Origin of the sequence: Brevundimonas diminuta, from assembly GCF_039673845.1 — a bacterium.
Classification (GTDB): Bacteria; Pseudomonadota; Alphaproteobacteria; order Caulobacterales; family Caulobacteraceae; genus Brevundimonas; species Brevundimonas diminuta_E.
The window spans coordinates 168,763-194,168 of sequence record NZ_JBDJMK010000009.1; the positions used below are offsets into that span (position 1 = coordinate 168,763).

Here is a 25,406-nt window from a genome sequence, read left to right on the forward strand (position 1 = left end):
CCGCTATCGAGCGGCCACGATGATAGAGACAGACCGGCAATCCGAGGAACGCGGCTGGGAGACGGCGAAGACGCTCGCCGAGGCCCTGCCCTATATCCAAGTTTATGACCGCGAGACCGTGGTCATTAAATACGGCGGCCACGCCATGGGCGAGAGCGCCGTGGCGAAGCAGTTCGCCGCGGACGTGGTGCTGCTGAAGCTGATGGGCGTGAACCCCGTGGTCGTCCACGGCGGCGGCCCGCAGATCAGCGCCATGCTGGACAAGGCGGGCGTGAAGTCGGCCTTCGTCGACGGTCTGCGCGTGACGGACAGAGACACGATGACGGTGGCCGAAATGGTCCTGTCCGGCGCCGTGAACAAAGAGATCGCCCACTGGATCACCGTCGCCGGCAAGGAAGCCGATGTGCGCGGCGTCGGCCTGTCGGGCAAGGATGCAGGCCTGCTGACGGTCGAGAAGACACGCCGCACCAAGCGCGACCCCGACAGCATGATCGAACATGAGGTCGATCTGGGCTTCGTCGGCGAACCAACCAAGGTCGATCCCAAGCTGATCAAGGGCCTGATCGCCTCCGAGACCGAGGACTGGGTGCCGGTCATCGCCCCCATCGGCGTGGCCGAGGACGGCCAGACCTATAACGTCAACGCCGACACCGTGGCCGGGGCCGTTGCGGGCGCCCTGCACGCCAAGCGGATGCTGCTGCTGACCGACGTGCCGGGGGTCAAGGGCGCCGACGGCGAGATCATCCGCCAGATGACGCTGGAAGAGGCGCAAGGCCTGATCGACACAGGCGTCGCCACCGGCGGCATGATTCCCAAGCTGGAGACGGCCATGGCCGCCGTGCGCGCCGGGGTCGAGGCCGTGGTCATCCTGGATGGGCGCCGTCCGCACGCCATGCTGGTCGAGCTGTTCACCGAGCATGGCGCCGGCACACTGGTCAAAAGGAAGTGACGGGTCCGGCGTCGGCGACGGCGCCCGGCGGCGCCCTGGCTGAACCCGGCGCGGACCTGCGCCATGTGCGCGCCTGGGTGTTCGATCTGGACAACACCCTCTACCCCGCCGAGAACCGCTTCATGGGTTTGGTCGAGCAGCGCATCAACCAGTATGTGGTGCGCACGTCCGGCCTGCCGTCCGACGAAGCCCTGTCGATGCAGAAGACCTTCCTGCATGACTACGGCACCTCTCTGGCCGGTCTGATGGAGCATTATCAGATCGATCCGCACCATTTTCTGGCCGAGGTGCATGACGTGCCGCTGGACGTGCTGGCGCCCGACGCCGACCTGCACGCGGCGCTGAAACGGCTGAAAGGCCCGCGTCTGGTCTTCACCAACGGCTCGACCGGCCATGCCGAACGGGTGATGCAGCGGCTGGAGCTGACCGGTCTGTTCGACGGCGTCTTTGCACTGGAGGACGCCGACCTGATCCCCAAGCCGGACCCGCGCACCTTTGCGAAGATGCTGGCGCGGTTCGACGTCGATCCGGCCACCGCCTGCTTCTTCGAGGACACGCCCAAGAATCTGGCGCCCGCGCGGGATCTGGGCATGACCACCGTGCTGATCGGACCCAAGGCCTTCATCGCCGAGGGCGATCACATCCAACACCGGGCCGCCTCCCTGGCCCCCTTCCTGGCCGCCGCCAGACTTGACGGAGACCCGCAATGACCGACCTGACCCACCTCGAATCCGTGATCGAAGCCGCCTGGGAAGCCCGCGCCGACGTCTCGTCCGCCACGCGCGGCGAGGTGCGCGACGCCGTCGACACCGCCCTGGCCCTGCTGGACTCAGGACAGGCGCGCGTCGCCTCGCGCGGGGATGACGGCGTGTGGACGACGCACCAGTGGCTGAAGAAGGCGGTGCTGCTGTCCTTCCGCCTGAACGACAACATCATCATGCGCGCCGACGGCCACGTCCCGGCCACGCCGCTGTCGGCCGACCAACCGGCGGGCGTCGGCCCCTTCTGGGACAAGGTGCCCAACAAGTTCGGCGACTGGACCGCCGCCGACTACCAGGCCGCAGGCTTCCGCTCGGTGCCCGGCGCCATCGTCCGCCGCGGCGCCTATGTCGGCAAGAACGTCGTGCTGATGCCGTCCTTCGTGAACATCGGCGCCTTCGTCGATGAGGGCTCGATGGTCGACGCCTGGGCCACGGTCGGCTCGTGCGCCCAGATCGGCAAGAACGTCCACCTGTCGGGCGGCGCAGGCATCGGCGGCGTGCTGGAGCCGCTGCAGGCCAACCCGACCATCATCGAGGACGGCTGCTTCATCGGCGCCCGCGCCGAGGTGGCCGAGGGCGTCATCGTCCGCGAAGGCGCGGTGCTGGCCATGGGCGTCTATCTGTCGGCCTCGACCAAGATCGTCGACCGGGCCACGGGCGAGATCTTCCGCGGCGAGGTTCCGGCCTATTCGGTCGTGGTGCCGGGCGCCCTGCCCGATCCGAACGGCGGCCCCAGCCTGTATTGCGCCGTCATCGTCAAGCGCGTCGATGCCCAGACCCGCGCCAAGACCGGCGTCAACGAACTGCTGCGCGACTGACCGTACGACGTTTTTTCGCTCGCCTAACACCTGCATCAGGGGCCTAATGCAATCCTGAAGCGCGGGAGGCGGCGATGAGGGGATGGCGGTGGCGTCAGGCGGCGGTGTCGATCGGCGCCCTGTGTCTGCTGGCCCTGCCGCTGGCGGCCTGCGGCGGCGGGGGCGGAGGAAGCGCGCGCGGGATCGTGACGCCGCCGCCGCCTCCACCGCCTCCACCGCCTCCTCCGCCCCCTCCTCCACCACCACCGCCCCCGCCGCCTATTCCAAGCGCCGGGTCGAGCGAGTTCCGACAGAACTGGGGCGTGGGCGATACAGGCGCACTGGCCGCCTGGCAGAAGGACGCCACGGGGCGCGGCGTCACGGTCGGCGTCGTCGATACCGGCGTCAAAGCAGACCATCAGGATCTGGGCGCGAACGTCTCTTCCCTGTCCACCGACATCATCACCGGCCGCAATGAGCTGAAGGGCGAGAGCAACCACGGAACCAATGTCGCCAGCCTGATCGCGGCGCCGTTCAACCACTATGGCTCCGTGGGCGTGGCCTTCAACGCGACCATTCTGTCGATCCGGGCGGACGTCAGCGACTGCAAGAAGCCCGAGGACAAGGTCTGTTTCAAATCCAGCGATCTGGCGCGATCGCTGGACTACGCCGTCCAGAACGGCGCCCGAATCATCAATCTGTCGCTGGGCGGCGAAGGCCCGCTGGGGTCCCAGTTCGAGGCCGCCCTGCAACGCGCCGTCAATGCGGGCGTGGTGTTCGCCATCGCCTCGGGCAATGAGGCGGGCGACAACCCCGAATGGCCCGGCCGCTATGCCAGCGATCCGCGCTTCAACGGTTCGATCATCGTCGTCGGCGCCCATGACGAGGCGCGCCGCATGGGCGACTTCTCCAACAGGGCCGGGGTGTCGCAGGGCGCCTATCTGACCGCGCCCGGCGTGCAGGTGCTGTTCAACTGCGAGGGAACTTCCTGCTGGGTCGGGGACGGCACCTCTTACGCCGCACCGGCGGTGGCGGGGGCGCTGGCCCTGCTGCTGGAGGCCTTTCCCAACCTGACCGGCAGGGAGGCCGTCGACATCCTGTTGCGGACCGGGGCCGACCTGGGCGACGCGGGGACCGACATCATCTTCGGGCGCGGGGCGCTGGATATCGCGCAGGCCTTCCGGCCGCTGGGCGCCACGACCTCGCCAATGGCGGCAGGCGCGGCCGTGAACATCGCCGTGGCGCCCGGCGCCCATGTCGGCGGCCCGTTCGGCGACGCCGTGAGCCGCACCGGCGCGCTGACCACCATCGCGCACGACGAATACCGGCGGCTGTTCCAGATCGACATGGCCGACGCCTATGGCCCCGCGCCGCGCCGCAGCTGGCAGCCGGACATGCCGACGCCCATGCGCCAGTCGCAGGTGTCGCTGGATGCGCCGGGCGGGGCGCGGCTGGCCCTGGCCGCCGCCGTGCCGGTCGAACTGCCCGAGCCGGTCGTGGCCCGTTACAGCCCCTATGACGCGCCGTGGCTGGGCGATGAACCGCGCAGCGAGGCCCTGTTCGACGTTCAGGCGGGGCGGCTGTCCTTCGCGGCGTGGCAGGGTCAGGGCGGGGCGCGCTCGCCGTTCCACAGCGGGTCCGGAGACGGTTTCGTGGCGTTGAGCCAGGCCGACCACGCCCTGCGCGGGGCGATGCAGTTCGGCGCCCTGACCTTCAGCGCCGAGAGCGGGTCGGGCGACCGGCGCGCTCCCTTACGTCCGGTCGAGCGCGACGCCTCGACCTATGCCCGCGCGGGGTTGGACTGGCGTGCGGAGAGCGGCGGCCTATCGTTCAGTCTCGGGGCGCTGGACGAGCGGATGGGGCCGCTGGGCGCCTATCTGCCGACGCAATCGGATTTCGCCCTGCCGTCGCGGACGCGCTTTGCGGCGGTCGGGGCGGATGTGGATCTGGGGCGGGGCTTCACCCTGTCGGGCGAGGCGGGTTTCGGCCGCACCGAACTGGAAGGACGTTTCCTGCACCTGTCGGCCCCTGCGATCAGCTCGACCTGGCGGGCGTCGTTACAGTCGGCCTGCCCGGCGTGGTCCTTCGCCAAGGCGCTGGGCTGCCGCAGCCTGACGTGGGAGGTTTCCCAGCCGCTGCGGATCGAGGGCGGGTCGTTCAGCGCCTATCTGGCCGATGTGCCGCTGGACTATTTCGATCCGGTGACCTTCTCGGAGCGGCGCTTCTCAGCCGCGCCGTCAGGGCGGCAGATCGACGTCAGCGTGCGCAGCCTGCACGCCCTGCCCGGCGGATCGTGGCTGCAGCTGGAGGCCGTGGCCAGCCGCGAGGAACAGCACCGCGCGGGCGCCCCGACCGGCTACGCCCTGCTGGGCAGCTGGCGGCGGGGGTTTTGAACACCCACCTGCCGCTCCTCCCGGCGGACGCCGGGATCCAGTAAGAGCGACGCGCGCCCGTCTTCACGGTTCTTAAAGCAGCCAAGCCCAGGCCGCAGCGCCTGAGGCCAAAGCACTGGGTCCCGGCGTCCGCCGGGAGGAGCGGAAATTAAGGGCGCAAGAAAAAAGGCCGGCGATCGCTCGCCGGCCTTTGTCGTTTCAGCCTCTAATGTCGCGCTTAGCGCTCGACGCACATCGCCACGCCCATGCCGCCGCCGATGCACAGGGTCGCCAGACCCTTTTTGGCGCCCGAGCGCTTCATCTCGTGCAGCAGGGTGGTCAGGATCCGCGCGCCCGAAGCGCCGACCGGGTGGCCGATGGCGATGGCGCCGCCGTTGACGTTGACCTTGGCCGGGTCGAGGCCCAGTTCCTTGACCACGCACAGCGACTGGGCGGCGAAGGCTTCGTTGGACTCGATCAGGTCCAGGTCGGCGACGGTCCAGCCCGCCTTCTCCAGCGCCTTCTTCGAGGCCGGGATCGGGCCAGTGCCCATGATCGCCGGGTCCACGCCCGCCGTGGCCCAGGAGGCGATGCGGGCCAGCGGCTCAAGCCCGCGCGCCCTGGCTTCATCGGCGCTCATCAGCACCAGCGCAGCAGCGCCGTCGTTGATGCCCGAGGCGTTGGCCGCCGTCACCGTGCCGTCCTTGACGAAGGCGGGCTTCAGCTTCTCCATCGCCTCGAGCGTGGCGCCGTGGCGGATGTATTCGTCCTGATCCACGACCACGTCGCCCTTGCGCGTCGAGATGGTGACGGGGACGATTTCGTCGGCGAACTTGCCAGCCTTCTGCGCGGCCTCGGCCTTGTTCTGGGAGGCGACGGCGAAGGCGTCCTGAGACGCGCGGTCGATCGACCATTTGTTCGCGATATTCTCGGCCGTCTGGCCCATGTGATAGCCGTGGAAGGCGTCGATCAGGCCGTCCTGCAGCATGCTGTCCTTGAGGCCCAGTTCGCCCATCTTCTGACCGTTGCGAAGCTGGGCCGTGTGCGGCGACTGGCTCATGCTTTCCTGACCGCCGGCGACGACGATCCTGGCGTCGCCCTGCACGATCTGCTGATAGGCCAGAGCGACAGCGCGCAGGCCCGAGCCGCACAGCTGGTTGATGCTCCAGGCCGGGGTTTCATTGGCCAGACCGGCGCCGATGGCGGCCTGACGCGCCGGGCCCTGCCCTGCGCCCGCCTGCAGCACCTGGCCCAGGATCACCTCGTCCACATCGGCAGGCGCCACGCCTGCGCGTTCCAGCGCCGCCTTGATGGCGACCTCGCCCAGCTTGGACGCCGGAAGGGTCGACAGGGCGCCGAGGAAAGAGCCGACCGGCGTGCGGGCGGCGGAGACGATGACGACATCGGTCATTTTATTCACTCCCTGGAGAAATCTTTGCGGCGTTTGTGCCGCATTCGCAGGCGCACGTCACCTGTTGCGTTGCAGCAATCAGCAAAACGTCATCGCCGCGCCGCAGCATGACGGGAACGACGGCGGGGGAACGATGCGCGCGGCCACGCTTTCAAAAGGGGAAGGAGACGTGATCGTGCTGAAACTCATCGCCCGCCGGATCTGCACCCCGGATGATCTGGACATGATCGAACACTATCAGACGCGGGCCGAGCGGCTGGCCGATCTGTGGGTGCATGTCGTGGGTCTGGCCCTGGCGGCGGCGGGCGGCGTGGCGCTGGCGGTGCTGGCCAGCGTCTATGCGGGCGTCGGCGCGGCGGTTTCGACGGCGATCTACGCCCTGTGTCTGGTGGCCATGCTGACGGCTTCGACGGTCTATAATCTAACCCATCCGTGCGCGGCGCGGCCGGTTCTGCGGCGGCTGGACGAGGCGGCCATCTTCCTGATGATCGCGGGCAGCTACACCCCCTTCACCGCCGTCAGGTTCGAGGGCGCATGGTCCGTGGGCTTCACCCTGGCGGTGTGGACGATGGCCATTGTCGGCGCGGGCGTGAAGATGCTGGCGCCGCGCCTGTCCGACGCCTTCTGGAGCGTGATCTACGTCCTGTTCGGCTGGGTGGCGGTGTTCGCGCTGAAGCCGATGATCGAGACGGTGCATCCGCTGGCGCTGGGCCTGCTGGTCGCGGGCGGGCTGATCTATACGGCGGGCGTCTTCGTCTTCATCAGCCAGAAGGTGAAGTTCCGCCGCGCCATCTGGCACGGCTTCGTCGTCACCGGCGCGGGCGTCCACTGGGCCGCCATCCTGATCGGGGTGGTGCTGGTCAACGCCTGATCGCCCACAACCGGAAGGCCCGCGTCAAAGACGGGACTCGCCTTCGCGCGCGCAATGCGTGATGCTTGGGCGTTGCAACATCGCGAGAATAAGCGTGACCGACAAGAAATCCGAGGGCGGAAAAACCCGTGACGGCATGGTCGTCATCAAGAAGTATGCGAACCGGCGGCTCTACAACACCGCCACCAGCGCCTATGTGACGCTGGACGATCTGGCCCGCATGGTGCGCGAGGGCGTGGAATTCGTCGTCTATGACGCCAAGACCAATGACGATCTGACGCGCCAGATCCTGACCCAGATCATCTTCGAGGAAGAAAGCCGGGGCGAAGCCCTGTTGCCGGTGCAGTTCCTGCGTCAGCTGATCGGCTTTTACGGCAACTCCATGCAAGGGGTGCTGCCGTCCTATCTGGAAATGTCGCTGGACAACTTCACCCGCCAGCAGGAACAGCTGCGCGGCCATTTCACCCGCGCCTTCGCCGCCGCGCCCGGCGGCAATCTGATGGAAGAGGCGGTGCGCCAGAACATGGCCATGTTCGAGCGCGCCATGCGGATGTTCCCCGGCTTCGCCCACGCCCGACCCGAAGGCGATGCAGACGCGGCACCTGCGGCGGCCGAGGCCAAGGCTGAACCGGCAAAGGAAGGCGCGGCGCTGGACGAGATGCGCCGCCAGATGGACGAGATGCGGGCCCAGATCGACCGCCTCGCCCAGTCCAAGGGCTGAGGCCGCCGTGGCGGACGAGATCCGTCCCATCGGGGCCTCGGGTCCGCTGAACGACCCGGTCGTGGACGACCGCCGCGAGGGCGACCGCCGCCGTCGCGAACGCCGCCGCGCGCGCGCCATGGTCGCGACCGAGGATGAAGCGGCGCAGGAGGCGGCCGATCCTGCCGCCTCCCCGGCAAAGCCTGCCGTCGTTCCGCCCCCGCCGCCCGCCGCCTTCGCCGCGCAGGTGCTGGGGCAGTCCGGGCAGAAGCGCGGACTGAAGGGCGGCGTTCCGGTGCTGGACGCGGCGCGCACCACCTATCTGGGCCGGGAATATTCAGGGCGGCACGACCGGCGCCCGTCGCCGGGGCGCTCACGCAAGACCGAGATCTGACGCGACTGGCGCCTGACTTGCGTAGGCCAGGGCTCAACCGTCTTCGGATTGCGCCATGCCCGCCGTTTTCAGCCTTGCCGCCCGCCTGCTCGACGTGACCGTGGTGGCGGTGATTTTTCTGGCGTTCAGCTAGGGTCTACCGGCCATACCCCCGCTCATCCCGGCGGAGGCCGGGATCCAAGAGGAGCCCCAAACTCGGCGGCAGATGTCAGCGGTGTAGCCAAAGCACTGGGTCCCGGCGTCCGCCGGGATGAGCGGAATTTTAAACCTCAGAACTCCGTCACCGCGCCCGGACGCCGCGAGCGGGACTTCAGCCACATCACGCCCAGCAGGTCCGAGAAGGACGCCCGCAACCGTCCCCAGTTGGTGTATTTCGACCGGCCCGTCTCGCGGTGGCGGTGATCGACGTCGAGGTAGCGGTTCTCATACCCCTCGCGGATCATCAGGGCGGGCAGGTAGCGGTGGATGTGATCGAAGTAGGGCAGCCGCAGAAAGACGTCGCGGCGGAATGCCTTCAGCCCGCAGCCCGTATCGTCGGCGTCGTCGCCCAGCAGCTTCTTGCGGATGCGGTTGGCCCACAGCGACGCCTGCCGCTTGGCGTTGGTGTCCTGACGCTTGGCCCGCACGCCGCCGATCAGGGCGACGCTGGGCGGAGCGGCCAGCAGGGCGTCGACCAGACGCGGCGCATCGGCGGGCGGGTTCTGGCCGTCGCCGTCCAGCGTCACCACGATCGGCCCGCGCGCGGCCAGGACGCCGGTGCGCACCGCCCGGCTCTGCCCCGCATTAGTCCCGTGCGACAGCACCCGCAGGGTCGGCAGTTCAGCCATCGCCGCCTGAAGCTCGACCAGGGTCGTGTCCCGGCTGGCGTCGTTGACGAAGATCATCTCATAGGACCGCCCGGCGAAGGCCTCGGCGATTTCGCGCGCCAGGGGCACGGCGGCGCCGGATTCGTCATGCACGGGCACGACGACGGAGATATCGGGCGAAGAAGCTGAGCGGTCGGTCATCGACGCTCTTTAGCGCAGGGCGCGCCCCGGCGAAACGGCGACGCGCGGCGTTGCGCCTCATGGCGTCAGGGCGGCGCCGGGCGGACAGTCCGGCCAAAGCAAGGAAGCCCCCGATGGCCGCCGTCCGCGAACTGCCGTTTGACCTGCCCCACCCCGCCCTGCCCCGGGCCGACTGGGGCGACCGTTTCGGCGTCGAAGGCGTAACCGGCCCCCTGACCGCGCGTCAGGCGCTGGAGCGGATGACGGCCCGCGCCCCTGACTGGATCGGGCGGCTGATGGCCCTGCGCAATCGTCTGGGCCGCATGGCCGGGCTGAAGACGGCGCCGATCAGCGGCTTTCCGGTCGTGGCCGAACAGGGCGATGAGATCATCGTCGGCTTTGACGACCGCCATCTGGACTTCCGCGTGGTGATCCGCGTCGAACCCTCGCCCGGCGGCGCGGACCAGAGCGTCAGCATCGCCACCCTGGTCGACCGGCACAACCTGTCCGGCGGGCCTACATCGCCGTCATCACGCCCTTTCACAGGCTGATCGTGACCCGAATGCTGGGCGCCCTTTCAAGCTGAAGCTTCCGGGCGCCGCACCCGGCGTGATACGACTGCAGCATGAACCGCCCGAACCTGGATCGCTACATCGCCGGCTGGCGCGGCCCCGTCCTCGCGGCCCTGCTGGCCCTGATCGCGGGCCTGCCCGGCCTGCTGCTGCTGCCGCCGCTGGACCGGGACGAGAGCCGTTTCGCCCAGGCGACCGCACAGATGCTGGAGGGCGGCGACTATGTCGACATCCGCTTCCAGGACGAGCCGCGCTGGAAGAAGCCCATCGGCATCTACTGGATGCAGGCCGCCGCCGTGGCCGCGACCTCGGACGTCGAGGACCGCAACATCCAGCCCTATCGCCTGCCGTCGCTGCTGGGCGCCATGCTGGCGGCCTGGGCCGTGGCCTGGGCGGGCGCCGCCCTGTTCGGACAGAGGGCGGGCTTTCTGGCGGGCGTCATGCTGGGCGCCACCTTCCTGTTGTCGACCGAGGCGGGCATCGCCAAGACCGACGCCATGCTGGCGGGGCTGACCACGCTGTCGCTGGCGGCGCTGGCGCGCATCTATATGTCCACGCGGGCGGGCGAGAAGGCGGACCGGCTGCACAAGCTGCTGTTCTGGACGGGCATCGGCCTGTCCATCCTGATCAAGGGGCCGATCGGCCTGCTGGTCGTGGCGCTGACCATCATCGCCCTGTCGCTGTGGGACCGGAACATCAAGTGGCTGGGTCAGCTGGGCTGGGGCTGGGGGCTGCCGCTGGTGGTCCTGCTGGTCGGGCCGTGGGCCATCGCCATCACCATCGCCACCGACGGCGGCTTCTGGCGTGAAGCCATCGGCGGCGATCTGGCGCCCAAGATCGCGGGCGCCCACGAAAGCCACGGCGGCTTCCCCGGCATGTATGTGCTGCTGTCGCCGCTGCTACTGTTCCCCGTCACCCTGATGCTGCCCGCCGCCCTGTCGACCGGATGGCGCCGCCGGGCGGAACCGGCGGTGCGTTTCGCCGTCTGCTGGCTGGTCCCGGCGTGGCTGATGTTCGAACTGGCCCCAACCAAGCTGTGGCACTACACCCTGCCGACGTTCGGGGCGATCGCCCTGCTGGCCGCCGCCGCCCTGACCCAGCCGATCGGCAAGATCTCGCGCGTGACCGGCGCCCTGCTGGGCCTGTTCGCTGCGGTGCTGATCTGTCTGATCACCGTCTACGGCCTGACCGAGTTCGGCCGCTCGACCGCCCAGACCTGGGCCACCGTCACCATCGTCTTCGCCGTCATGGCCGCCGCCGTGGGCGGCTTCCTGCTGGTCAACCGCGCGGCCATCACCGGGGTGCTGATCGCCATCGTCTTCGGCATACTGGCCCACGCCGGACTGGCCGGGACCATCCGCCAGCTGCGCCCGCTATCGATCGCGCCGCGGCTGGTCCAGACGCTGGAATCGGCCGGGCTGAACCCCGCCCAGGGCCGCTATCCGGGGCCAGTCGCCATCACCGGCTTCCACGAGCCCAGCTTCGTCTTCCTGACCGGCAAGGACACCCAGCTGACCGACGGCGCCGGCGCCGCGCGCGCCCTGTCACAGGGACGCCCGGCCATCGTCGAACGCCATGACGACGAAGCCTTCCGCAGCGCCCTGGCCGATCTGGGCGCCGCCGGACGTGCGGTGGGCGTCGTCACCGGCCACAACTATTCTTCAGGCGACGACGTCCGCCTGACCGTCTATGCCCCTGCGGGTGCTGGCGAGAGAAGCATGAACCAGGGGAACACGCGCCGATGAGCCGCTTCATCCAGATTGTCGAAGTCGGTCCTCGCGACGGCCTTCAGAACGAAAAGACGGTGCTGGAGCCCGCCGTCCGCGCCGAGTTCGTCCAGCGGCTGGAAGACGCCGGAGCCAAACGCATCGAAGCGGTCAGCTTCGTCCACCCCAAATACGTGCCCCAGATGGCGGGCGCTGAAGAGGTCATGGCCGCCCTGCCCCGCGCCGAGGGCCGCAGCCGCATCGGCCTTGTTCTGAACGGCAAGGGCTATGACCGTGCGCTGGGCACGGCGGTGGACGAGGTCAACGTCGCCATGTCCGCCACCGACGGCTTCGGCCTGAAGAACCAGGGCCTCAGCGTCGAGCAACAGGTGCAGATGCTGTCCGACATCGTGGCGGGCCGCGCCAATGCAGAAGGCGCGCCGGGCGCCACGCCGAAACTGTCGGCCACCCTGTCCTGCGTCTGGGGTTGCCCCTTCGACGGCGAGGTCTCGGTTGAACAGGTCAGCGATCTGGTCGCCCGCATCGCCGCCCTGGGCGTCGACGAAATCGCCCTGGCCGACACCATCGGCGTCGGCGATCCGTGGAGCGTGACGAAAAAGGTCGAGGCCGCCCGCAAGGCCGCCCCCGACGCCACCCTGCGCCTGCACTTCCACGACACCCGCAACACTGGCCTGGCCAACGCCTATGCCGGCGTCGAGGCAGGCGTCGACATCCTGGACGCCTCAGTCGGCGGCATCGGCGGCTGCCCGTTCGCGCCCGGCGCCACCGGCAACATCGCGACCGAGGATCTGGTCTATATGCTGGAGCGCGCGGGCTTCACGACCGGCTATGACCTGGACAGGTTGATCGACACGGCCCGCTGGATCGGCGGCAAGATCGGCAAGCCGAATCCTAGCGCCCTGAGCCGGGCGGGCGGGTGGCCGAAGCCGGCGGCCTGACAGTCAGAGACAACATCGAGCCCGCTGAACAGACATATAGACTCTCAACGGAACCAGGATGCCGGATGAGAAACCATCCCCAACCAGCCGTCTGACCAGCGCTTCACCCAACCCAGCGGGCGGGTCACACCAGCTCTGATTGCGGTCATCTGCTTTCGATACGTCTTGAGCGTCCGTCGATAGCGCAGACATCCAGGATCGCCTGCCATCGCCCGTTCGACAGCGGCGATGGCGTCGGAATGCGCGCCGCTCTCCCACAGAACTGCGCCTTCCCATGCATGAAGGTGCGCCATTTGAGGCCAGGTCTCAACGACCTGTCTGGCGAACGGCAATGCGTCGGCGGGTCGTTTGGCTGCTCTCAGGACATTGACGTAGTGAATAAGATAGATCGGCTCCGCCTTGGCCAGCTCGACAACGCGCTCCATCTCGCTGACAGCCTGATCATGCTCGCCGACACTGGACAATATTCTCGCCAGTGCGACGCCTGCCAAAGGGTTGCTCGGGGCCATACGCACCGACATACGCCCAAGGGAAAGCGCCAAAGAGGGCCTGTGTGTAGGCTGGGCCTGAGCAAGATTTGAAATGTAAACGCTGCTCTTACGCCGGTCCCGGCGTGCTTGCCGAATGAAATTCGCCGCGTCAATTTCGCCGGACAAGGCCTGCAGCACCAGCGGCTTGAGCATACCGATCTCGCTCAAAAAGGTCGTCGCTGGATGAGACACATAAGGAAGCCGTATCGGCGAGATATCGATATCATTCCTTATGAGCGCGACCTGCCGACCATCGTCAACCACAGGATCAAACACCACCACGGGCCGTGCGCGGCAATGCAACTTGCCGTCAATTTCCGGCAGCCATTGAATGCGCCTGCCATCCTGTAGCCAGCGCTTTTCAAACGGAACCTTTAGCGGGTCGACAGAATACTGCGGCGAGATCGCCAGAACCGCATGGGCGCCTGCCGCGTCGGCAAAACGCAGAGCCGCATACCCGCCCATGCTCGAACCATAGGTCATAACGCGCTCAGCGCCGGACACAGCCTGCCGAACAGCGGCCATGGCGGCGATCATTTCCGGATACTGATACCAGTCATCCCCGACCCCCAGCACATGCACGGCCGAGATGCCGCTGTTGCGCAGGAATTCCTCTCCGAAGCCCGGGCGATCAAAACCATGGCCGATGCCATAGTTGTCAAAAGTCACCACCCAGCGACGTGTATCCGATGTCGGCACGCTTCGGACAACAACATTATCGCTTCGGAACAGTTCAAGCATCCGGTCTCCTGGACCGATTTCGGAACAACGCAAAATTGCAGCATACTGTAATCAAGAAAGGCCGACATTGCCGTTCATAAAATCCCGACAGCAGCCACGAACTCCGCTATTGCCCTCGCTGGACAATGAACCCGATAGAAGTGGCGGCGAAACCGCTCAGAGCGACCTTGAGATGAGGCTGCTCCTTGTAGGGCGCGATATCGTAATAACGGTCCAAGGGTTCCAGCCCCGGGTTCCAGTCGATCGGTGCTACGAAATGCCCCTGTGCTCTCAGGCGCTCAGCCAGGGCCTCCAGGTCACGACGCCGAAACAGCACCGTTTCCATGTGATCCACTGTCTCAAGGTTCGACAGGACATTGAACTCGGTCGTATGGATCGCCCAACCGCCCGGCTTCAGGCACTGAACGGACCGCTCGATAAAGGCCAGCCCCTTCTCGATTGAACCCAGGTGCTCCAGAGCGCAGGCTGACCAGCAGAAATCATATCCCGTCAGATCGTCTGGCACTGCGTTCATATCGCATGCTCGGAACTCGACATTGCTGTCGAACAGATCATCGGGACAGATGGCGGGCTTGCGTAGCGCTTCCTTGCCGTCTGCATGCTGATTGGTCTCAGTCCATCCCAGGCTGATGGCGCCGTCGAGCATCAAATCTGTCGCCGTGACCTTCACGCCCTGAGAAGCGAAGAAAGCCGAAAGCGGCTCAGTACCAACGCCAAAACCCAGCCCCCTGTGTCCGGTCGTGACGACTCCTCGCTCCCACAGCGCCTGGGCGATAAACACGAACTCCCAAAGCTTGCGATGATAGCGCAGGGACTCGCCGAGACGTTCGGTCCAGTACGAGAAATAAGGCTGACGGAAGCTGTCCTGGCGGCACATGACGGCAGCCTCAAACACTTTTTGTCCCGGTTCGCCCTTGATGAGCGGAGGCTGTCCCAACCATTGCTCTCTCGGCGGGAAACACAAAGCGTCCAGCAGCAATAGGTTTTCACGCTTCTGCTCTGTGACCAACTTCAGCAGGCGATCCACCTTGCGTTCAAGCTGCGTCGTCCGGCCTGGCAGTCGGTTGATCTGCCGGAAGAACTGACTCGCCCGCTTTATGAATTCAGACATCCTGGCCTTCCTCTGTCCGCATCATACCAACGCTGGACGAATGAATGGGCCTAGCAGCACACGCAGAGAGAAGAAAGCACCGATCCGACACCCGCCGAGCCCTACTCAGAAGGCCGAATTCGGCATCAAACGCCGAAGCAGCAGAAGCGTTGCAGCGCGCTGTCGACAGCGCGCTGCAAGCCTAGCTCTAGAGATTCAACAGCGCCGGGTCGCCGCCCTGGGCCGCGATGTTGATGCTGATGGCTTTTTCGGCGGCGTAGCGGATCAGGCTGTTGGGGCCGCCGGCCTTGGGGCCGGTGCCGCTGAGGCCTTCGCCGCCGAAGGGCTGGACGCCGACCACCGCGCCGATGATCGAGCGGTTGACGTAGACGTTGCCAGCCGGGACCAGTTCCATCACTTCCTTGGCGAAGGCGTCGATGCGGCTGTGGACGCCCAGCGTCAGGCCGAAGCCGCGCGCCGCCAGCTTGCCTGCGACCTTTTCCAGGTCCTTCGGCTCATAGCGGTAGACGTGCAGGATCGGGCCGAAGACTTCGCGCTCAAGGAAGTCCGGGGTCGGGATTTCGGCGATGACCGGGGCGAACAGGTCGCCCTTGTCGGCGCCCGCCGGCAGTTCGGCGCGGGCGATGATCTTGGCTTCCTTGGACAGGCGTTCGACGTGGGCTTCCAGGTTGGCGCGGCTTTCGGCGTCGATCACCGGGCCGATGTCGGTCCTGGCGTCGGTCGGGTCGCCGAGAACCTGGGCGGCCAGGGCGCCCTTCAGACCCTCGATCAGGGCGTCGGCTGAATCCTTGGGCGCATAGAGGACGCGCAGGGCCGAGCAGCGCTGACCGGCCGAGCCGAAGGCCGACAGGATGACGTCGTCGATGATCTGTTCCTTCAGCGCCGTGGTGTCGACGAACATGCCGTTCAAGCCGCCCGTTTCAGCGATGAAGGGGATGATGGCGCCCGGACGCGCGGCCAGACCGCGGTTGATCGCCGAGGCGGTGTCGGTGCCGCCAGTGAAGGCCACGCCGTCAATGCCCGGATGGTTGGTCAGGGCCGCGCCAACCGTCTCGCCACGACCGGGGACCAGGGCCAGCAGGTCGGGGTTCAGACCGGCCTTGTAGTAGAGGCGCACGGCCTCGGCGGCGATCAGCGGCGTCTGCTCGGCGGGCTTGGCCACCACGGCGTTGCCGGCGGCGAGCGCAGCGGCGATCTGGCCGGTGAAGATGGCCAGCGGGAAGTTCCACGGGCTGATGCAGCCGAAGACGCCGCGGCCGTGCAGGACCAGTTCGTTCGTCTCGCCGGTCGGGCCCTTCAGGGTCTGGCGGCCGCCGAAGTCGCGCTCGGCCAGCAGGGCGTAGTAGCGGCAGAAGTCGGCGGCTTCGCGCACCTCGGCCACGCCGTCATTCAGCGTCTTGCCCGCTTCACGCGACAGCAGGGCGACCAGACGGTCCAGATCAGCTTCCAGCGCGTCGGCCATGGCGCGCAGGACGGGTGCGCGGCCCGCGCCGCCCAGACGGTCCCAGGCGACCTGGGCGTTGGCGGCGGTGTTGACGGCGGCGTCGACGTCCTCGACCGAGGCTTCAGAGACGTGGCCCAGGACGCGGGTGCGGTCGTAGGGATTGGTGACGTCCTGGGCGTTGACGCCGGCGCGCAGCTTGCCGCCGATGATCGGGCCGGCGGTCAGCTTCTCGCTGTCGACGCGCTCCAGGGCGGCCGCGTGACGGTCGCGGTCGGTCGCCTGCGAATAGTCGCGGCCGAGGGAGTTCTGGCGGTCACCGTAGATGTTCATGGGTACAGGGATCTTCGGATGGCGGTCAGGCTGGGCCTCGACCGAGGTGATGGGATCGGCGGCCACGTCGGCCGCAGGCACGCGCTCGTCCAGCAGGGCGTGGACGAAGGAGGAGTTGGCGCCGTTTTCCAGCAGGCGGCGCACCAGATAGGGCAGCAGTTCTTCGTGGCCGCCGACGGGGGCGTAAGCGCGCACGACGACGTCGCCCCACTCGACCTTGGCGCCGTCATACAGGGCCTCGCCCATGCCGTGCAGGCGCTGGAACTCGATGGTCACGCCGCGATCGGCGGCCATGCGGTGCACGGCGGCCAGGGTGTGGGCGTTGTGGGTCGCGAACTGGGCGAAGATGTAGGGCGAGGCCTCGATCAGCGCCTTGGCGCAGACCAGATAGTTCAGGTCGGTCGCGGGCTTGGTCGTGAAGACCGGATAATCGGTGCGGCCGTTGACCTGGGCCAGCTTGATCTCAGTGTCCCAATAGGCGCCCTTGACCAGACGCACCATCAGGCGACGGCCCGACGACTTGGCCAGTTCGGCCAGCTTGGCCACCGTCTCGGTCGTGCGCTTCTGATAGGCCTGAACGGCCAGGCCCAGACCCTGCCAGTCGCCCAGCGCCGGTTCGCGCGCCAGCCGCTCCAGCAGCTTCAGCGACAGGGCCAGACGGTCGGCCTCTTCGGCGTCGATGGTGTAGTTGATGTCGTATTTGGCGGCGATCAGCGCCAGACGCAGGATGCGGGGATACAGCTCTTCCCACACGCGGTCTTCCTGCACCGCCTGATAGCGCGGCGACAGGGCCGACAGCTTGACCGAGACGCCGTGGCCGCGCTCCGGTCCGTCGCCCTTGGCGGTCTTGCCCACGGCCTCGATGGCGTCGGCGTAGATTTTTTCATAGCGTTCCGCGTCAGCGGCGGTGCGGGCGCCCTCGCCCAGCATGTCGAAGCTGCACAGCCAGTTTTCACGGTCCGAGCGTTTCAACGCCGCATCGATGGTGCGGCCGACGACGAACTGCTCGCCCATGATCTTGACGGCGGTGGCGACGGCCTGACGGATCACCGGTTCGCCCAGACGCCCGACCAGACGCTTGAGGAAGTTCGGCAGGTCGCTGCGCGCCTCATCGTCGACGTCGACCAGCTTGCCGGTCAGCATCAGGCCCCAGGTCGAGGCGTTGACGAACAGGCTATCGGACTGGCCCATGTGGCTGGCCCAGTCGGCGGAACCGATCTTTTCGGCGATCAGACGGTCGCGGGTGTCGGCGTCGGGCGTGCGCAGCAGGGCCTCGGCCAGGCACATCAGCGCCAGACCCTCACGGGTGCCCAGGCTGAACTCCTGCAGGAAGCTCTCGACCACGCCCTGACGCTTCTGGCTCTTGCGCGCGCTTTCGACCAGGCCGATGGCGTCGTTCAGGACCGCGGCCCGACCGTCAGGCGTCAAGGGTTCGGAGGCCAGCAGTTCGGCCACCACCTCACGTTCGTCCCGGTACTTGTTCCGGTCCAGCTCATCCCAATGGCGAAGATCGGTCGGCGTCATGAAATCCATCCTGTGAATTTCTGCATATATGGGGAGAATGGCCGAATGTGCAGCGCATCATTGCCGCAGGCGACGTATAAAATTCAAGAAAAAGCAAAATCTTCTGTCATTTCCCACACGCGGAAATGAGCTTCGGCTCAAGACGCCGTTCGCGAAGAGGTGAACCCCGTTCAGGCGCCGCTTTATCATGCCGTCTCGCCTTCGTCATGCGGAACGTCTAGAAGGGCCTGCTCGACGAAACGGCCAGGGGCCCACTCGACTTCATGCGCATCGTTCTGGTCACCGACGCCTGGGAGCCCCAGGTCAACGGCGTCGTCCGCACCCTGACCCGCACCGTGGCCGAGTGCCGCGCCATGGGTCATGAGGTGGAGGTCATCGAACCCAGCCAGTTCAAGACGATTCCCTGCCCGACCTATCCGGAGATCCGTCTCGCGCTGGGCGCCGAGGAAGAGATCCGCGAACGTCTGCGCGCCTTTGAGCCCGAGGCTGTCCATATCGCCACCGAGGGGCCGCTGGGCATCGCCACGCGCCGCATCTGCGTGGAGTGGAAGCTGCCGTTCACGACCAGTTATCACACCAAATTCCCGGAATACGTCTCGGCCCGTTTCCCGATCCCGGTGCAGGTCGGCTACGCCTATATGAAGTGGTTCCACAAGCCGTCGGGACGGCTGATGGTCGCCACCCCGACCCTGCGCGACGAACTGGTCGAGCATGGCTTCAAGAACGTCTCGCCGTGGACGCGCGGCGTGGATACCGATCTGTTCCGCCCCGATCTGGAGCCGATCTATAAGGAGATGGGCGCCGAGAACTGGCCCCGCCCCTTCTTCCTGAACGTCGGCCGGGTAGCGGTCGAAAAGAACATCGAGACCTTCCTCAAACTGGACCTGCCGGGGACCAAGATCATCGTCGGCGACGGCCCGGCGCGCGCCGAACTGGAAGAGAAATATCCGGACGCGAAATTCCTCGGCGCCCGGTTCGGCGAGGATCTGGCGCGCTGCTTCGCGGACGCCGACGTCTTCGTCTTCCCCAGCTGGACCGACACCTTCGGCCTGGTGATCCTGGAGGCCATGGGCACGGGCACGCCGGTCGCCGCCTATCCGGCGCATGGCCCGATCGACCTGATCCCCGGCTCGGGCGCAGGCTTCATCGACGACGACCTGAAGACCGCCTGCCTGAAATGCCTCGAACTGGATCGCAAGGACGTCCGCGCCTACGCCGAGAAGTTCAGCTGGCGCGCTTCAGCCGAGCAGTTCATCGAGAACCTGCAACCCTATCCCGAACCCGCGCGCGGCCGCTTCTGGCGCCGCCTGCGCCGTGTGGCGCGACTGCGGCGGCGCGTCGCAGCCTGACAGGAAAGCGACATGGTCAGCCCAGGCCAAAATCCCTACCGCTCGCAGCCTGGCCACGCCTTCTGGTCCCGAGCGATGGCTCAGACTCCTGCTGATGACGTAGACCCTGTCGTCAAGCCGCAGTTCACTCTCAGGCGTGAAGATCAGATCGCCACCGCCGGAAGCTGCTTCGCCCAGCACATATCCAGGGCCTTGCAGACCAAGGGCTTCGGCTACCTGATCACCGAGCCGGGCGAAGAAGAGCGGAACTACGGCGTCTATCCGGCCCGTTTCGGCAACATCTACACCGCACGCCAACTGCTGCAATTGTTCCAGCGCGCCTTCGGCCTGTTTGCTCCGGCCGAAGCGGCTTGGCGTTCTGGCGATCGTTTCGTGGACCCCTTCCGGCCTCAGATCGAGCCTCGGGGGTTCGACAGTCTGGACGCCATGCTGGCCGACCGCGAGCGGCACCTGGATTGCGTGCGATCCATGTTCGAACAGGCCGACGTCTTCATCTTCACTCTGGGACTGACCGAAGCCTGGGCGTCGTTGGAGGATGGCGCCATTTTCCCCCTGGCGCCCGGCGTTGCAGGAGATGCGCCTCGGCCCAATCTGATCCAACCCCGAAACTTCAACGTTCAGGACATCGTCGATGACCTGACGGGCTTCGTGAACCTTGCGCGGATTCTCAACCCGAGCTTGCGGGTGTTGCTCACTGTCTCACCCGTTTCCCTGGTCGCTACGTTCAGCGACCGCCACGTTCTGTCGGCCACGACCTACAGCAAGTCCGTGCTTCGCGTCGCCGCTGAGACGATCGTGCGCGAACATCCGGGGGTCGACTATTTTCCAAGCTACGAAATCATAACCGGCCCCCAGAGCCGAGGGCGCTATTTTGGCCAGGACCTGCGCAGCGTCCTTCCAGAAGGCGTGGCCCAGGTCATGAAGGTTTTCAATCGCCACTATCTCGGCGACATAGTCGGCTCTACGCCCCGGCCCGCACCTATCGTTCCGTCTGCGCCAACGACAACGGCGGCGCAGGAGTACGCGGCCCTGCAGAACATTGTCTGTGATGAAGAAGCGATAGATCGAGCATGAAGATCGGCGTGCTCGGCAACTGTCAGACTCAGGGCGTCGCCCAGTGCATTCGCCTGTTCGCACCTCAGATCGACGTGACGGCACATGGCCTGTCTCTGGCGGCGGGCGACAATCCCGACCTCGTGGCGACCGTCGCCGCCGAGATGGAGACATGCGACCTGATCTTCATTCAGGATCAGCCTCGTCTGGAGACTCTCTTCGCCGTCATCCTTGAGCGATGCCAGGCGCCGTTGCGTCGCTGGCCGCCGATTCTCTTTCGCGGCTTCCACCCCGACTGCGTCTACGTCATCCGCAAGGGGCAGGCGGTGGATGGCGTCGTCGGCCCCTATCACTCCGCCCTGCTGTGCGCCGCCTGGGTCGAAGGGCTTTCTCCCGTTCGAGCCGCAGGCCTCTTCAACGCCTTCAGCTATGCCGCGTTAGGCTATTTCGACGCATACAACGAAGCCGCCGCGCTGCTTGCCGTTCAGGCCGAACGGCTCGGCTATGATTTTTCCGCCGCTCTGAACGGCCCGACGGAATCCTTTATGCACACCATCAACCATCCCAAGGTGGCAGTGCTCCAATCGGTAGCCAGCCAGGCGTTGGATCTGTCGGGTATTCCTCGCGAGACGTCCGCTCCATTGCCGGAAGACGTACTGGCGCGCGGCCCGGTCTGGCCTGACTATCCGGACCTTGCTCGGCGCGGGGGATGGACGCCGACGCCCGCCTCCTGGGATACAGCCGACATGGAGGCGGTGGCCCGCCGGGTCTTCGATGGGCTTGATCGTCTAGGCGATCGCTCGCTGGGCCAGTCCGGCGACCCTGGCGAACAGGCTATCCTGCGCGCGCGCGAGTTCATTCGTTCACACGTTACACCCAGCCGCTAGGCGCGATTTCAGGGTCTAGCGTTACAAAAAAACCGCCCCCAGGAGCGCTCCCGCAGGCGGTATTTTCAGCTAGGCCTGCCTCAGTTCGGACGGGGCATCGAGGTCATGGCGGCGGCCTTGGCGCGTTCGGCGGCCAGCGCCTCGGTCGGGAGCGGCACCAGACCGCGGTCCTGCAGATAGCCGCCGCGACCGGCGGAGCCGTCCGAGATGAACTCCTGCACGAACTGTTCGAGGCCCGGCGTCACGCCGATGTGGGCCTTCTTGACGTAGATGTAGAGGCTGCGGGCCAGCGGGTAGGAGCCATCGGCGATGGTGGCGACCGAGGGGGCCACGCCGTCGATGGTCTCGGCCTTCACCGTGTCCATGTTCTGCTCCAGGAAGGAGAAGCCGAACACGCCGATGGAGCCGGGCGTGCGGCTCAGGGTCTGGACGATGGCGTTGTCGTTCTCGCCCGCGTCGATCCAGGCGCCGTCTTCGCGCAGGGTGTGGGCCACGGTCTCGAAGCGGGTCTTGTCCTGCTTTTCGATGGCGGCGACGGCCGGGATCAGCTTGGCGCCCGGCGCCATGCCCAGCTCCAGGAAGGCGTCGCGCGTGCCCGAGGTCGGCGGCGGCCCGTAGACCTGGATGCGGGTGGTCGGCAGGGCCTTGTTGACGTCGTTCCAGGTCTTGGCCGCATTGGGGCCCAACTGGCCGTCGGCGCCCGGCGTTTCCTTGGCCAGGGCCTCATAGAGGTCGTTCAGTTCAAGGTTGAAGCTGGCGCCGGTGCGGGCGGTGGCGACGACGATGCCGTCATAGCCGATCTTGATCTCGACGATGTCGGTGACGCCGTTGGCGACGCAGCGGTCGAACTCGCTCTGCTTCATCGGGCGCGAGGCGTTGGCGATATCCGGGGTCGAGGGGCCTACGCCGGCGCAGAAGGCCTGAATGCCGCCGCCGGTGCCGAGCGCTTCAACGCGGGGGGCCGAGCCGCCGCCGTTGCGGGCGAAGGTTTCCGCCACGCGGGTCGAGAAGGGGAAGACGGTCGAGGAACCGGCCGACCAGATGCCCGTGCGGGCCTTCTGCGAGCCGGGGGCGGCGCCGCCCTCATTGTTTCCGCAGGCCGCCAGGGCCAGCAGGGCGGCCGCGCAGGCCGTGAACTTCAGTGTGCGGATCATGGCCGGACCTTCTCCAAGTCGTCAGTGTGCGACGCTTAAAGCAGGAGATTGTGACGGTCCGGCCAGACCTTTGTGACAGTCAGTGGAAACCTGTGCGCGGCCTTATGACGCCGCCGTCAGAGCAGGCGTCTGCGCATGACCTGCGACAGGGTGTCGATCAGGGTCACGGCGATGACCACGATGATGACGATGGCGGACACGGCCTTGAAGTTGAAGGCGTTCATGCTGTCGAACAGCACCTGGCCGATGCCGCCCGCCCCGATCAGGCCCAGCACGGTGGCCGAGCGGCTGTTCGATTCGAAACGGTAGAGGGCGAAGGAGGTCCACAGCGGCGCCACCTGGGGGATCACGCCCCAGACGATCTCGTGCAGCTTGGAGGCGCCGGTGGCGCGCACGCCTTCGACCGGGCCCTTGTCGATCGACTCGACCGCTTCGGAAAACAGCTTGGCCAGAACGCCCGCCGTATTCAGGGCGATGGCCAGAACCCCCGCCAGCGGGCCGAGGCCCACGGCGGTGACGAACAGCAGGCCGATCACCAGATCCGGCACCGAACGCAGCAGGTTCATCACCCAGCGCACCGGCGTCACGACCCAGACGGGCGCCATGTTGCGGGCGGCCGCCAGACCCAGCGGAATGCCGACCAGCACGGCCAGGAAGGTGCCCCACAGGGCGATCTGGACCGTCTCCCACATCTTGGCGACGAACAGCTTCCAGTCGGAGAAGTCCGGCCGCAGCAGGTCCTGAACGAACAGCCGGGTGCTCTCATTGCCCGAAAACAGGCGCGAGACATTGCCCAGATCGACCGCATCGATGCTGTACAGCAGGACGACGGCGATCCCGCCCCACACCAGCATGTCCAGCGCCCAGGACAGGGCGGACTTGCGCGGCGCAGACGGAACCGCCGAGGCCGTAAGCGGCGCCGAGGTCAAGGTTGAACCTCACGCAGGCTGCGCAGGCGCTGAATTTCGGCGGTCGCAGCGGCGGCGCCGGCCTTGTCGCCCTTGGCCTCGGCCTCGGCGCGCTTCTGGTCGGCGATCATTTCGCGGATCGGGTTCAGATAGGAATCATCGGCCGGGGCGAAGCGGGAATATTCCAGATTCGCCAGCACCTTGCGCTGACGCTCGGCCTCGGCGCCCTCGCCCTGGCCATAGGTCAGGAAGAAGCCGCGGATCTTTTCCTTGATGGCCGGGTCCAGATCCTGACGCACGACGATGCCGCTCTCGGGCACCGGGGGCGAGGTCCAGATTTCCTCGATCTGATCGGCCAGCTGGGCGTTCTCGCGGCGCATGAAGATCAGGTTGACGCTGTTCGAGGTGGCCACGTCGATGACGCCGGTGGCGACGCCGAAGGCGTTGGCCTGGTGATTGGCCGAACGCACCGTCTTGAAGCACTGGGCCGGGACGACGCCGCGCTCGTTGAACAGGAAGGTCATGGGCGCCAGCGTGCCCGAGGTCGACTGGGCGTCGCCGATTCCGAAGTTGTAGACCTTGCCGCAGGCCAGCACCTTGTCCAGCGTGATGCCCGAGCCCTTTTTGACGATCAGGGTCGACTGATAGGAATCCAGCCCTTCACGGTTGACCGTGCGGGCGATGACCTCGGCGTTGGCGCGGTCGATGGCCTCAACCTCGGGCTTGGCCGAGAACCAGCCGACCTGGGTGTGGTTGCCGCGCATGGCCTCGACCAGCACGGTGTAGTTCGAGCCGAAATAGGGCTTCACCGGCACGCCGATGGCCTTGGACATATCGTCCAGCAGCGGCTGCCACAGCGGCCCGGCCGAGGCCTGGCCTTCCGCCGACAGGATGGAGAAGGTGATTTCCGACGGCGCGGCGCCCGGCGCCTTTTCGTCGCCCTTGCCGCAGGCGGCCAGACCGAGGGTCAGCGTCGCGGCGACGGCGGCGCCCAGCATCCGGCGGGTCAGTTTGGAATGGGTCATGCCTTGGCTTCCCAGAACGCGTCCTCGTATTCGGGACCGTAGATTTCGATCAGGCGCTTGGTGTCCAGCCCGGTGGACGGGCCGTCGTAGACCACCTTGCCCTTCTGCAGGGCGACGACGCGGTCGCAGTAGCGGATGGCGTAGTCCACCTGGTGCAGGGTGACGATGACGCCCATGCCGTCGCGCTTGTTCAGCTCGACCAGCAGCTCCATCACCTTGCGGGCCGACACCGGGTCCAGCGAGGCGACGGGTTCGTCGGCCAGAATGGCCTTGGCGCCCTGAACGATGGCGCGGGCGATGGCGCCGCGCTGCTGCTGGCCGCCCGACAGGGTGTTGGCGCGCTGGGCCGCATAGTCGGACACGCCGACGCGGTGCAGGGCGGCCATGGCCTTGTCCTTGTCCGCGCTCGGCCAGACGCCGAACAGGCCGCGCCACGACGGCAGACGGCCCAGCGCGCCCAGCATGACGTTGGAGAACAGGCTCAGACGCCCCACCAGATTGAACTGCTGGAAGATCATGCCCAGACGGCTGCGGGCCAGGCGCACGGCGCCCGTGACGCGGCCGTTCTGCTGAACCACATCGCCGAAGACGGAGATGCTTCCGCCCGGATCGATCGGGTGCAGGCCGGTGATCGAGCGCAGCAGGGTGGACTTGCCCGAACCGGACGGACCGATCAGGGCGACCATTTCACCGGCGCCGACCTCGACGGACACGCCGTCGAGCGCCTTTCTGGCCCCGTAGGTCTTCGAGACGTCGCGTACGGACGCGACGGCGGCTGTTGAAGAACTCATGAACCCATGGATGAGGTTGCGACAAAGGGGGCGCCGCATGACGCGAGACGAGCGCAAGGGCAAGTCTTAATGGCATGTCTG

General features: G+C 66.9%; 22 protein-coding genes. 13 read left to right on the forward strand and 9 right to left on the reverse strand.

Features of this window, described 5'->3' with window-relative positions; all coding sequences use genetic code 11:
* Nucleotides 1-19 precede the first annotated feature (19 nt).
* The 4 genes from argB (at nucleotide 20) to ABE454_RS11760 (ending at nucleotide 4,900) form a co-directional block, all read left to right on the forward strand.
* On the forward strand, nucleotides 20-949 hold the full coding sequence (gene argB / locus ABE454_RS11745; protein WP_346531874.1) for an acetylglutamate kinase: 930 nt from the start codon (nucleotides 20-22) through the stop codon (nucleotides 947-949).
* Entirely contained in the window at nucleotides 946-1,659 is a 714-nt protein-coding gene (locus ABE454_RS11750; protein WP_346531876.1) for a pyrimidine 5'-nucleotidase, read from the forward strand. Before argB ends, ABE454_RS11750 begins: the two co-directional genes overlap by 4 nt.
* Nucleotides 1,656-2,528 (forward strand): 2,3,4,5-tetrahydropyridine-2,6-dicarboxylate N-succinyltransferase, encoded by an 873-nt coding sequence (gene dapD / locus ABE454_RS11755; protein WP_346531878.1) that lies wholly within the window; start codon nucleotides 1,656-1,658, stop codon nucleotides 2,526-2,528. The genes ABE454_RS11750 and dapD overlap by 4 nt, the downstream gene beginning before the upstream one ends.
* Before the next feature lie 302 nt (nucleotides 2,529-2,830).
* The gene (locus ABE454_RS11760) at nucleotides 2,831-4,900 is read left to right on the forward strand and encodes a S8 family peptidase (protein ID WP_346531880.1); all 2,070 of its coding nucleotides are present in this window, start codon (nucleotides 2,831-2,833) and stop codon (nucleotides 4,898-4,900) included.
* Between the two features lie 217 nt (nucleotides 4,901-5,117).
* Here the strand turns inward: ABE454_RS11760 and ABE454_RS11765 are convergent, their stop codons facing one another.
* Nucleotides 5,118-6,290, reverse strand: coding sequence for an acetyl-CoA C-acetyltransferase (locus ABE454_RS11765; protein WP_346531882.1), 1,173 nt, complete (start codon nucleotides 6,288-6,290; stop codon nucleotides 5,118-5,120).
* Between the two features lie 175 nt (nucleotides 6,291-6,465).
* Here ABE454_RS11765 and trhA point away from each other — a divergent pair, with 175 nt between their 5' ends.
* The 3 genes from trhA (at nucleotide 6,466) to ABE454_RS11780 (ending at nucleotide 8,255) form a co-directional block, all read left to right on the forward strand.
* Nucleotides 6,466-7,161: a PAQR family membrane homeostasis protein TrhA gene (gene trhA / locus ABE454_RS11770; RefSeq protein WP_346531883.1), complete on the forward strand. Its 696-nt coding sequence runs from the start codon at nucleotides 6,466-6,468 to the stop codon at nucleotides 7,159-7,161.
* 136 nt (nucleotides 7,162-7,297) lie between these two features.
* Nucleotides 7,298-7,882, forward strand: coding sequence for a polyhydroxyalkanoate synthesis repressor PhaR (gene phaR, locus ABE454_RS11775; protein WP_346531939.1), 585 nt, complete (start codon nucleotides 7,298-7,300; stop codon nucleotides 7,880-7,882).
* A gap of 7 nt (nucleotides 7,883-7,889) precedes the next feature.
* Nucleotides 7,890-8,255: a hypothetical protein gene (locus tag ABE454_RS11780; protein ID WP_346531884.1), complete on the forward strand. Its 366-nt coding sequence runs from the start codon at nucleotides 7,890-7,892 to the stop codon at nucleotides 8,253-8,255.
* Nucleotides 8,256-8,524: 269 nt separating this feature from the next.
* Here ABE454_RS11780 and ABE454_RS11785 read toward each other — a convergent pair whose 3' ends face one another.
* The gene (locus ABE454_RS11785) at nucleotides 8,525-9,262 is read right to left on the reverse strand and encodes a glycosyltransferase family 2 protein (protein WP_346531886.1); all 738 of its coding nucleotides are present in this window, start codon (nucleotides 9,260-9,262) and stop codon (nucleotides 8,525-8,527) included.
* 113 nt (nucleotides 9,263-9,375) lie between these two features.
* On the opposite strand from ABE454_RS11785, the gene ABE454_RS11790 reads away from it, so the two are divergent.
* The 3 genes from ABE454_RS11790 to ABE454_RS11800 all read left to right on the forward strand — a co-directional run bounded on the left by ABE454_RS11790 (nucleotide 9,376) and on the right by ABE454_RS11800 (nucleotide 12,478).
* Nucleotides 9,376-9,792, forward strand: coding sequence for a DUF2867 domain-containing protein (locus tag ABE454_RS11790; protein ID WP_346531888.1), 417 nt, complete (start codon nucleotides 9,376-9,378; stop codon nucleotides 9,790-9,792).
* A gap of 74 nt (nucleotides 9,793-9,866) precedes the next feature.
* Entirely contained in the window at nucleotides 9,867-11,558 is a 1,692-nt protein-coding gene (locus ABE454_RS11795; protein ID WP_346531890.1) for an ArnT family glycosyltransferase, read from the forward strand.
* Complete coding sequence (locus ABE454_RS11800) at nucleotides 11,555-12,478, forward strand: hydroxymethylglutaryl-CoA lyase (RefSeq protein WP_346531891.1); 924 nt, start codon at nucleotides 11,555-11,557, stop codon at nucleotides 12,476-12,478. Before ABE454_RS11795 ends, ABE454_RS11800 begins: the two co-directional genes overlap by 4 nt.
* 44 nt (nucleotides 12,479-12,522) lie before the next feature.
* Here ABE454_RS11800 and ABE454_RS11805 read toward each other — a convergent pair whose 3' ends face one another.
* The 3 genes from ABE454_RS11805 to putA form a co-directional block, all read right to left on the reverse strand.
* Nucleotides 12,523-13,749, reverse strand: a complete 1,227-nt coding sequence (locus tag ABE454_RS11805; protein ID WP_346531893.1) for a hypothetical protein — start codon at nucleotides 13,747-13,749, stop codon at nucleotides 12,523-12,525.
* A 106-nt stretch (nucleotides 13,750-13,855) separates the two neighbouring features.
* The gene (locus tag ABE454_RS11810) at nucleotides 13,856-14,860 is read right to left on the reverse strand and encodes a class I SAM-dependent methyltransferase (protein WP_346531894.1); all 1,005 of its coding nucleotides are present in this window, start codon (nucleotides 14,858-14,860) and stop codon (nucleotides 13,856-13,858) included.
* Between the two features lie 187 nt (nucleotides 14,861-15,047).
* Nucleotides 15,048-18,158 (reverse strand): bifunctional proline dehydrogenase/L-glutamate gamma-semialdehyde dehydrogenase PutA, encoded by a 3,111-nt coding sequence (gene putA / locus ABE454_RS11815; RefSeq protein WP_346531896.1) that lies wholly within the window; start codon nucleotides 18,156-18,158, stop codon nucleotides 15,048-15,050.
* 263 nt (nucleotides 18,159-18,421) lie between these two features.
* Between putA and ABE454_RS11820 the strand changes: the two genes are divergently transcribed.
* The 3 genes from ABE454_RS11820 (at nucleotide 18,422) to ABE454_RS11830 (ending at nucleotide 21,447) form a co-directional block, all read left to right on the forward strand.
* Nucleotides 18,422-19,507 (forward strand): glycosyltransferase family 4 protein, encoded by a 1,086-nt coding sequence (locus ABE454_RS11820; RefSeq protein WP_346531897.1) that lies wholly within the window; start codon nucleotides 18,422-18,424, stop codon nucleotides 19,505-19,507.
* A gap of 75 nt (nucleotides 19,508-19,582) precedes the next feature.
* Nucleotides 19,583-20,581 carry a GSCFA domain-containing protein gene (locus tag ABE454_RS11825; RefSeq protein WP_346531899.1) on the forward strand — a complete coding sequence of 333 codons (999 nt, stop codon included), beginning with the start codon at nucleotides 19,583-19,585 and terminating at the stop codon, nucleotides 20,579-20,581.
* Nucleotides 20,578-21,447, forward strand: a complete 870-nt coding sequence (locus tag ABE454_RS11830; protein ID WP_346531901.1) for a WcbI family polysaccharide biosynthesis putative acetyltransferase — start codon at nucleotides 20,578-20,580, stop codon at nucleotides 21,445-21,447. The genes ABE454_RS11825 and ABE454_RS11830 overlap by 4 nt, the downstream gene beginning before the upstream one ends.
* An 80-nt stretch (nucleotides 21,448-21,527) precedes the next feature.
* Here the strand turns inward: ABE454_RS11830 and ABE454_RS11835 are convergent, their stop codons facing one another.
* The 4 genes from ABE454_RS11835 to phnC form a co-directional block, all read right to left on the reverse strand.
* Complete coding sequence (locus ABE454_RS11835; protein ID WP_346531903.1) at nucleotides 21,528-22,601, reverse strand: substrate-binding domain-containing protein; 1,074 nt, start codon at nucleotides 22,599-22,601, stop codon at nucleotides 21,528-21,530.
* 116 nt (nucleotides 22,602-22,717) lie between these two features.
* Nucleotides 22,718-23,530, reverse strand: a complete 813-nt coding sequence (phnE, locus tag ABE454_RS11840; protein ID WP_430826239.1) for a phosphonate ABC transporter, permease protein PhnE — start codon at nucleotides 23,528-23,530, stop codon at nucleotides 22,718-22,720.
* A complete protein-coding gene (phnD, locus tag ABE454_RS11845; RefSeq protein ID WP_346531905.1) occupies nucleotides 23,527-24,534 on the reverse strand; it encodes a phosphate/phosphite/phosphonate ABC transporter substrate-binding protein in 1,008 nt (335 codons plus the stop codon). The genes phnE and phnD overlap by 4 nt, the downstream gene beginning before the upstream one ends.
* Nucleotides 24,531-25,325 carry a phosphonate ABC transporter ATP-binding protein gene (gene phnC, locus ABE454_RS11850; protein ID WP_346531907.1) on the reverse strand — a complete coding sequence of 265 codons (795 nt, stop codon included), beginning with the start codon at nucleotides 25,323-25,325 and terminating at the stop codon, nucleotides 24,531-24,533. Before phnC ends, phnD begins: the two co-directional genes overlap by 4 nt.
* Nucleotides 25,326-25,406 lie beyond the last annotated feature (81 nt).

What these genes read in the sequence shown, in the direction of transcription:
- argB (WP_346531874.1), top strand. Translation starts at nt 20, where the DNA reads ATGATAGAGACAGACCGGCAATCCGAGGAACGCGGCTGGGAGACGGCG.
- dapD (WP_346531878.1), top strand. Translation starts at nt 1,656, where the DNA reads ATGACCGACCTGACCCACCTCGAATCCGTGATCGAAGCCGCCTGGGAA.
- ABE454_RS11765 (WP_346531882.1), bottom strand. Translation starts at nt 6,290, where the DNA reads ATGACCGATGTCGTCATCGTCTCCGCCGCCCGCACGCCGGTCGGCTCT.
- phaR (WP_346531939.1), top strand. Translation starts at nt 7,298, where the DNA reads ATGGTCGTCATCAAGAAGTATGCGAACCGGCGGCTCTACAACACCGCC.
- ABE454_RS11785 (WP_346531886.1), bottom strand. Translation starts at nt 9,262, where the DNA reads ATGACCGACCGCTCAGCTTCTTCGCCCGATATCTCCGTCGTCGTGCCC.
- ABE454_RS11790 (WP_346531888.1), top strand. Translation starts at nt 9,376, where the DNA reads ATGGCCGCCGTCCGCGAACTGCCGTTTGACCTGCCCCACCCCGCCCTG.
- ABE454_RS11795 (WP_346531890.1), top strand. Translation starts at nt 9,867, where the DNA reads ATGAACCGCCCGAACCTGGATCGCTACATCGCCGGCTGGCGCGGCCCC.
- ABE454_RS11800 (WP_346531891.1), top strand. Translation starts at nt 11,555, where the DNA reads ATGAGCCGCTTCATCCAGATTGTCGAAGTCGGTCCTCGCGACGGCCTT.
- ABE454_RS11805 (WP_346531893.1), bottom strand. Translation starts at nt 13,749, where the DNA reads ATGCTTGAACTGTTCCGAAGCGATAATGTTGTTGTCCGAAGCGTGCCG.
- ABE454_RS11810 (WP_346531894.1), bottom strand. Translation starts at nt 14,860, where the DNA reads ATGTCTGAATTCATAAAGCGGGCGAGTCAGTTCTTCCGGCAGATCAAC.
- putA (WP_346531896.1), bottom strand. Translation starts at nt 18,158, where the DNA reads ATGACGCCGACCGATCTTCGCCATTGGGATGAGCTGGACCGGAACAAG.
- ABE454_RS11820 (WP_346531897.1), top strand. Translation starts at nt 18,422, where the DNA reads ATGCGCATCGTTCTGGTCACCGACGCCTGGGAGCCCCAGGTCAACGGC.
- ABE454_RS11825 (WP_346531899.1), top strand. Translation starts at nt 19,583, where the DNA reads ATGGCTCAGACTCCTGCTGATGACGTAGACCCTGTCGTCAAGCCGCAG.
- ABE454_RS11830 (WP_346531901.1), top strand. Translation starts at nt 20,578, where the DNA reads ATGAAGATCGGCGTGCTCGGCAACTGTCAGACTCAGGGCGTCGCCCAG.
- ABE454_RS11835 (WP_346531903.1), bottom strand. Translation starts at nt 22,601, where the DNA reads ATGATCCGCACACTGAAGTTCACGGCCTGCGCGGCCGCCCTGCTGGCC.
- phnD (WP_346531905.1), bottom strand. Translation starts at nt 24,534, where the DNA reads ATGACCCATTCCAAACTGACCCGCCGGATGCTGGGCGCCGCCGTCGCC.
- phnC (WP_346531907.1), bottom strand. Translation starts at nt 25,325, where the DNA reads ATGAGTTCTTCAACAGCCGCCGTCGCGTCCGTACGCGACGTCTCGAAG.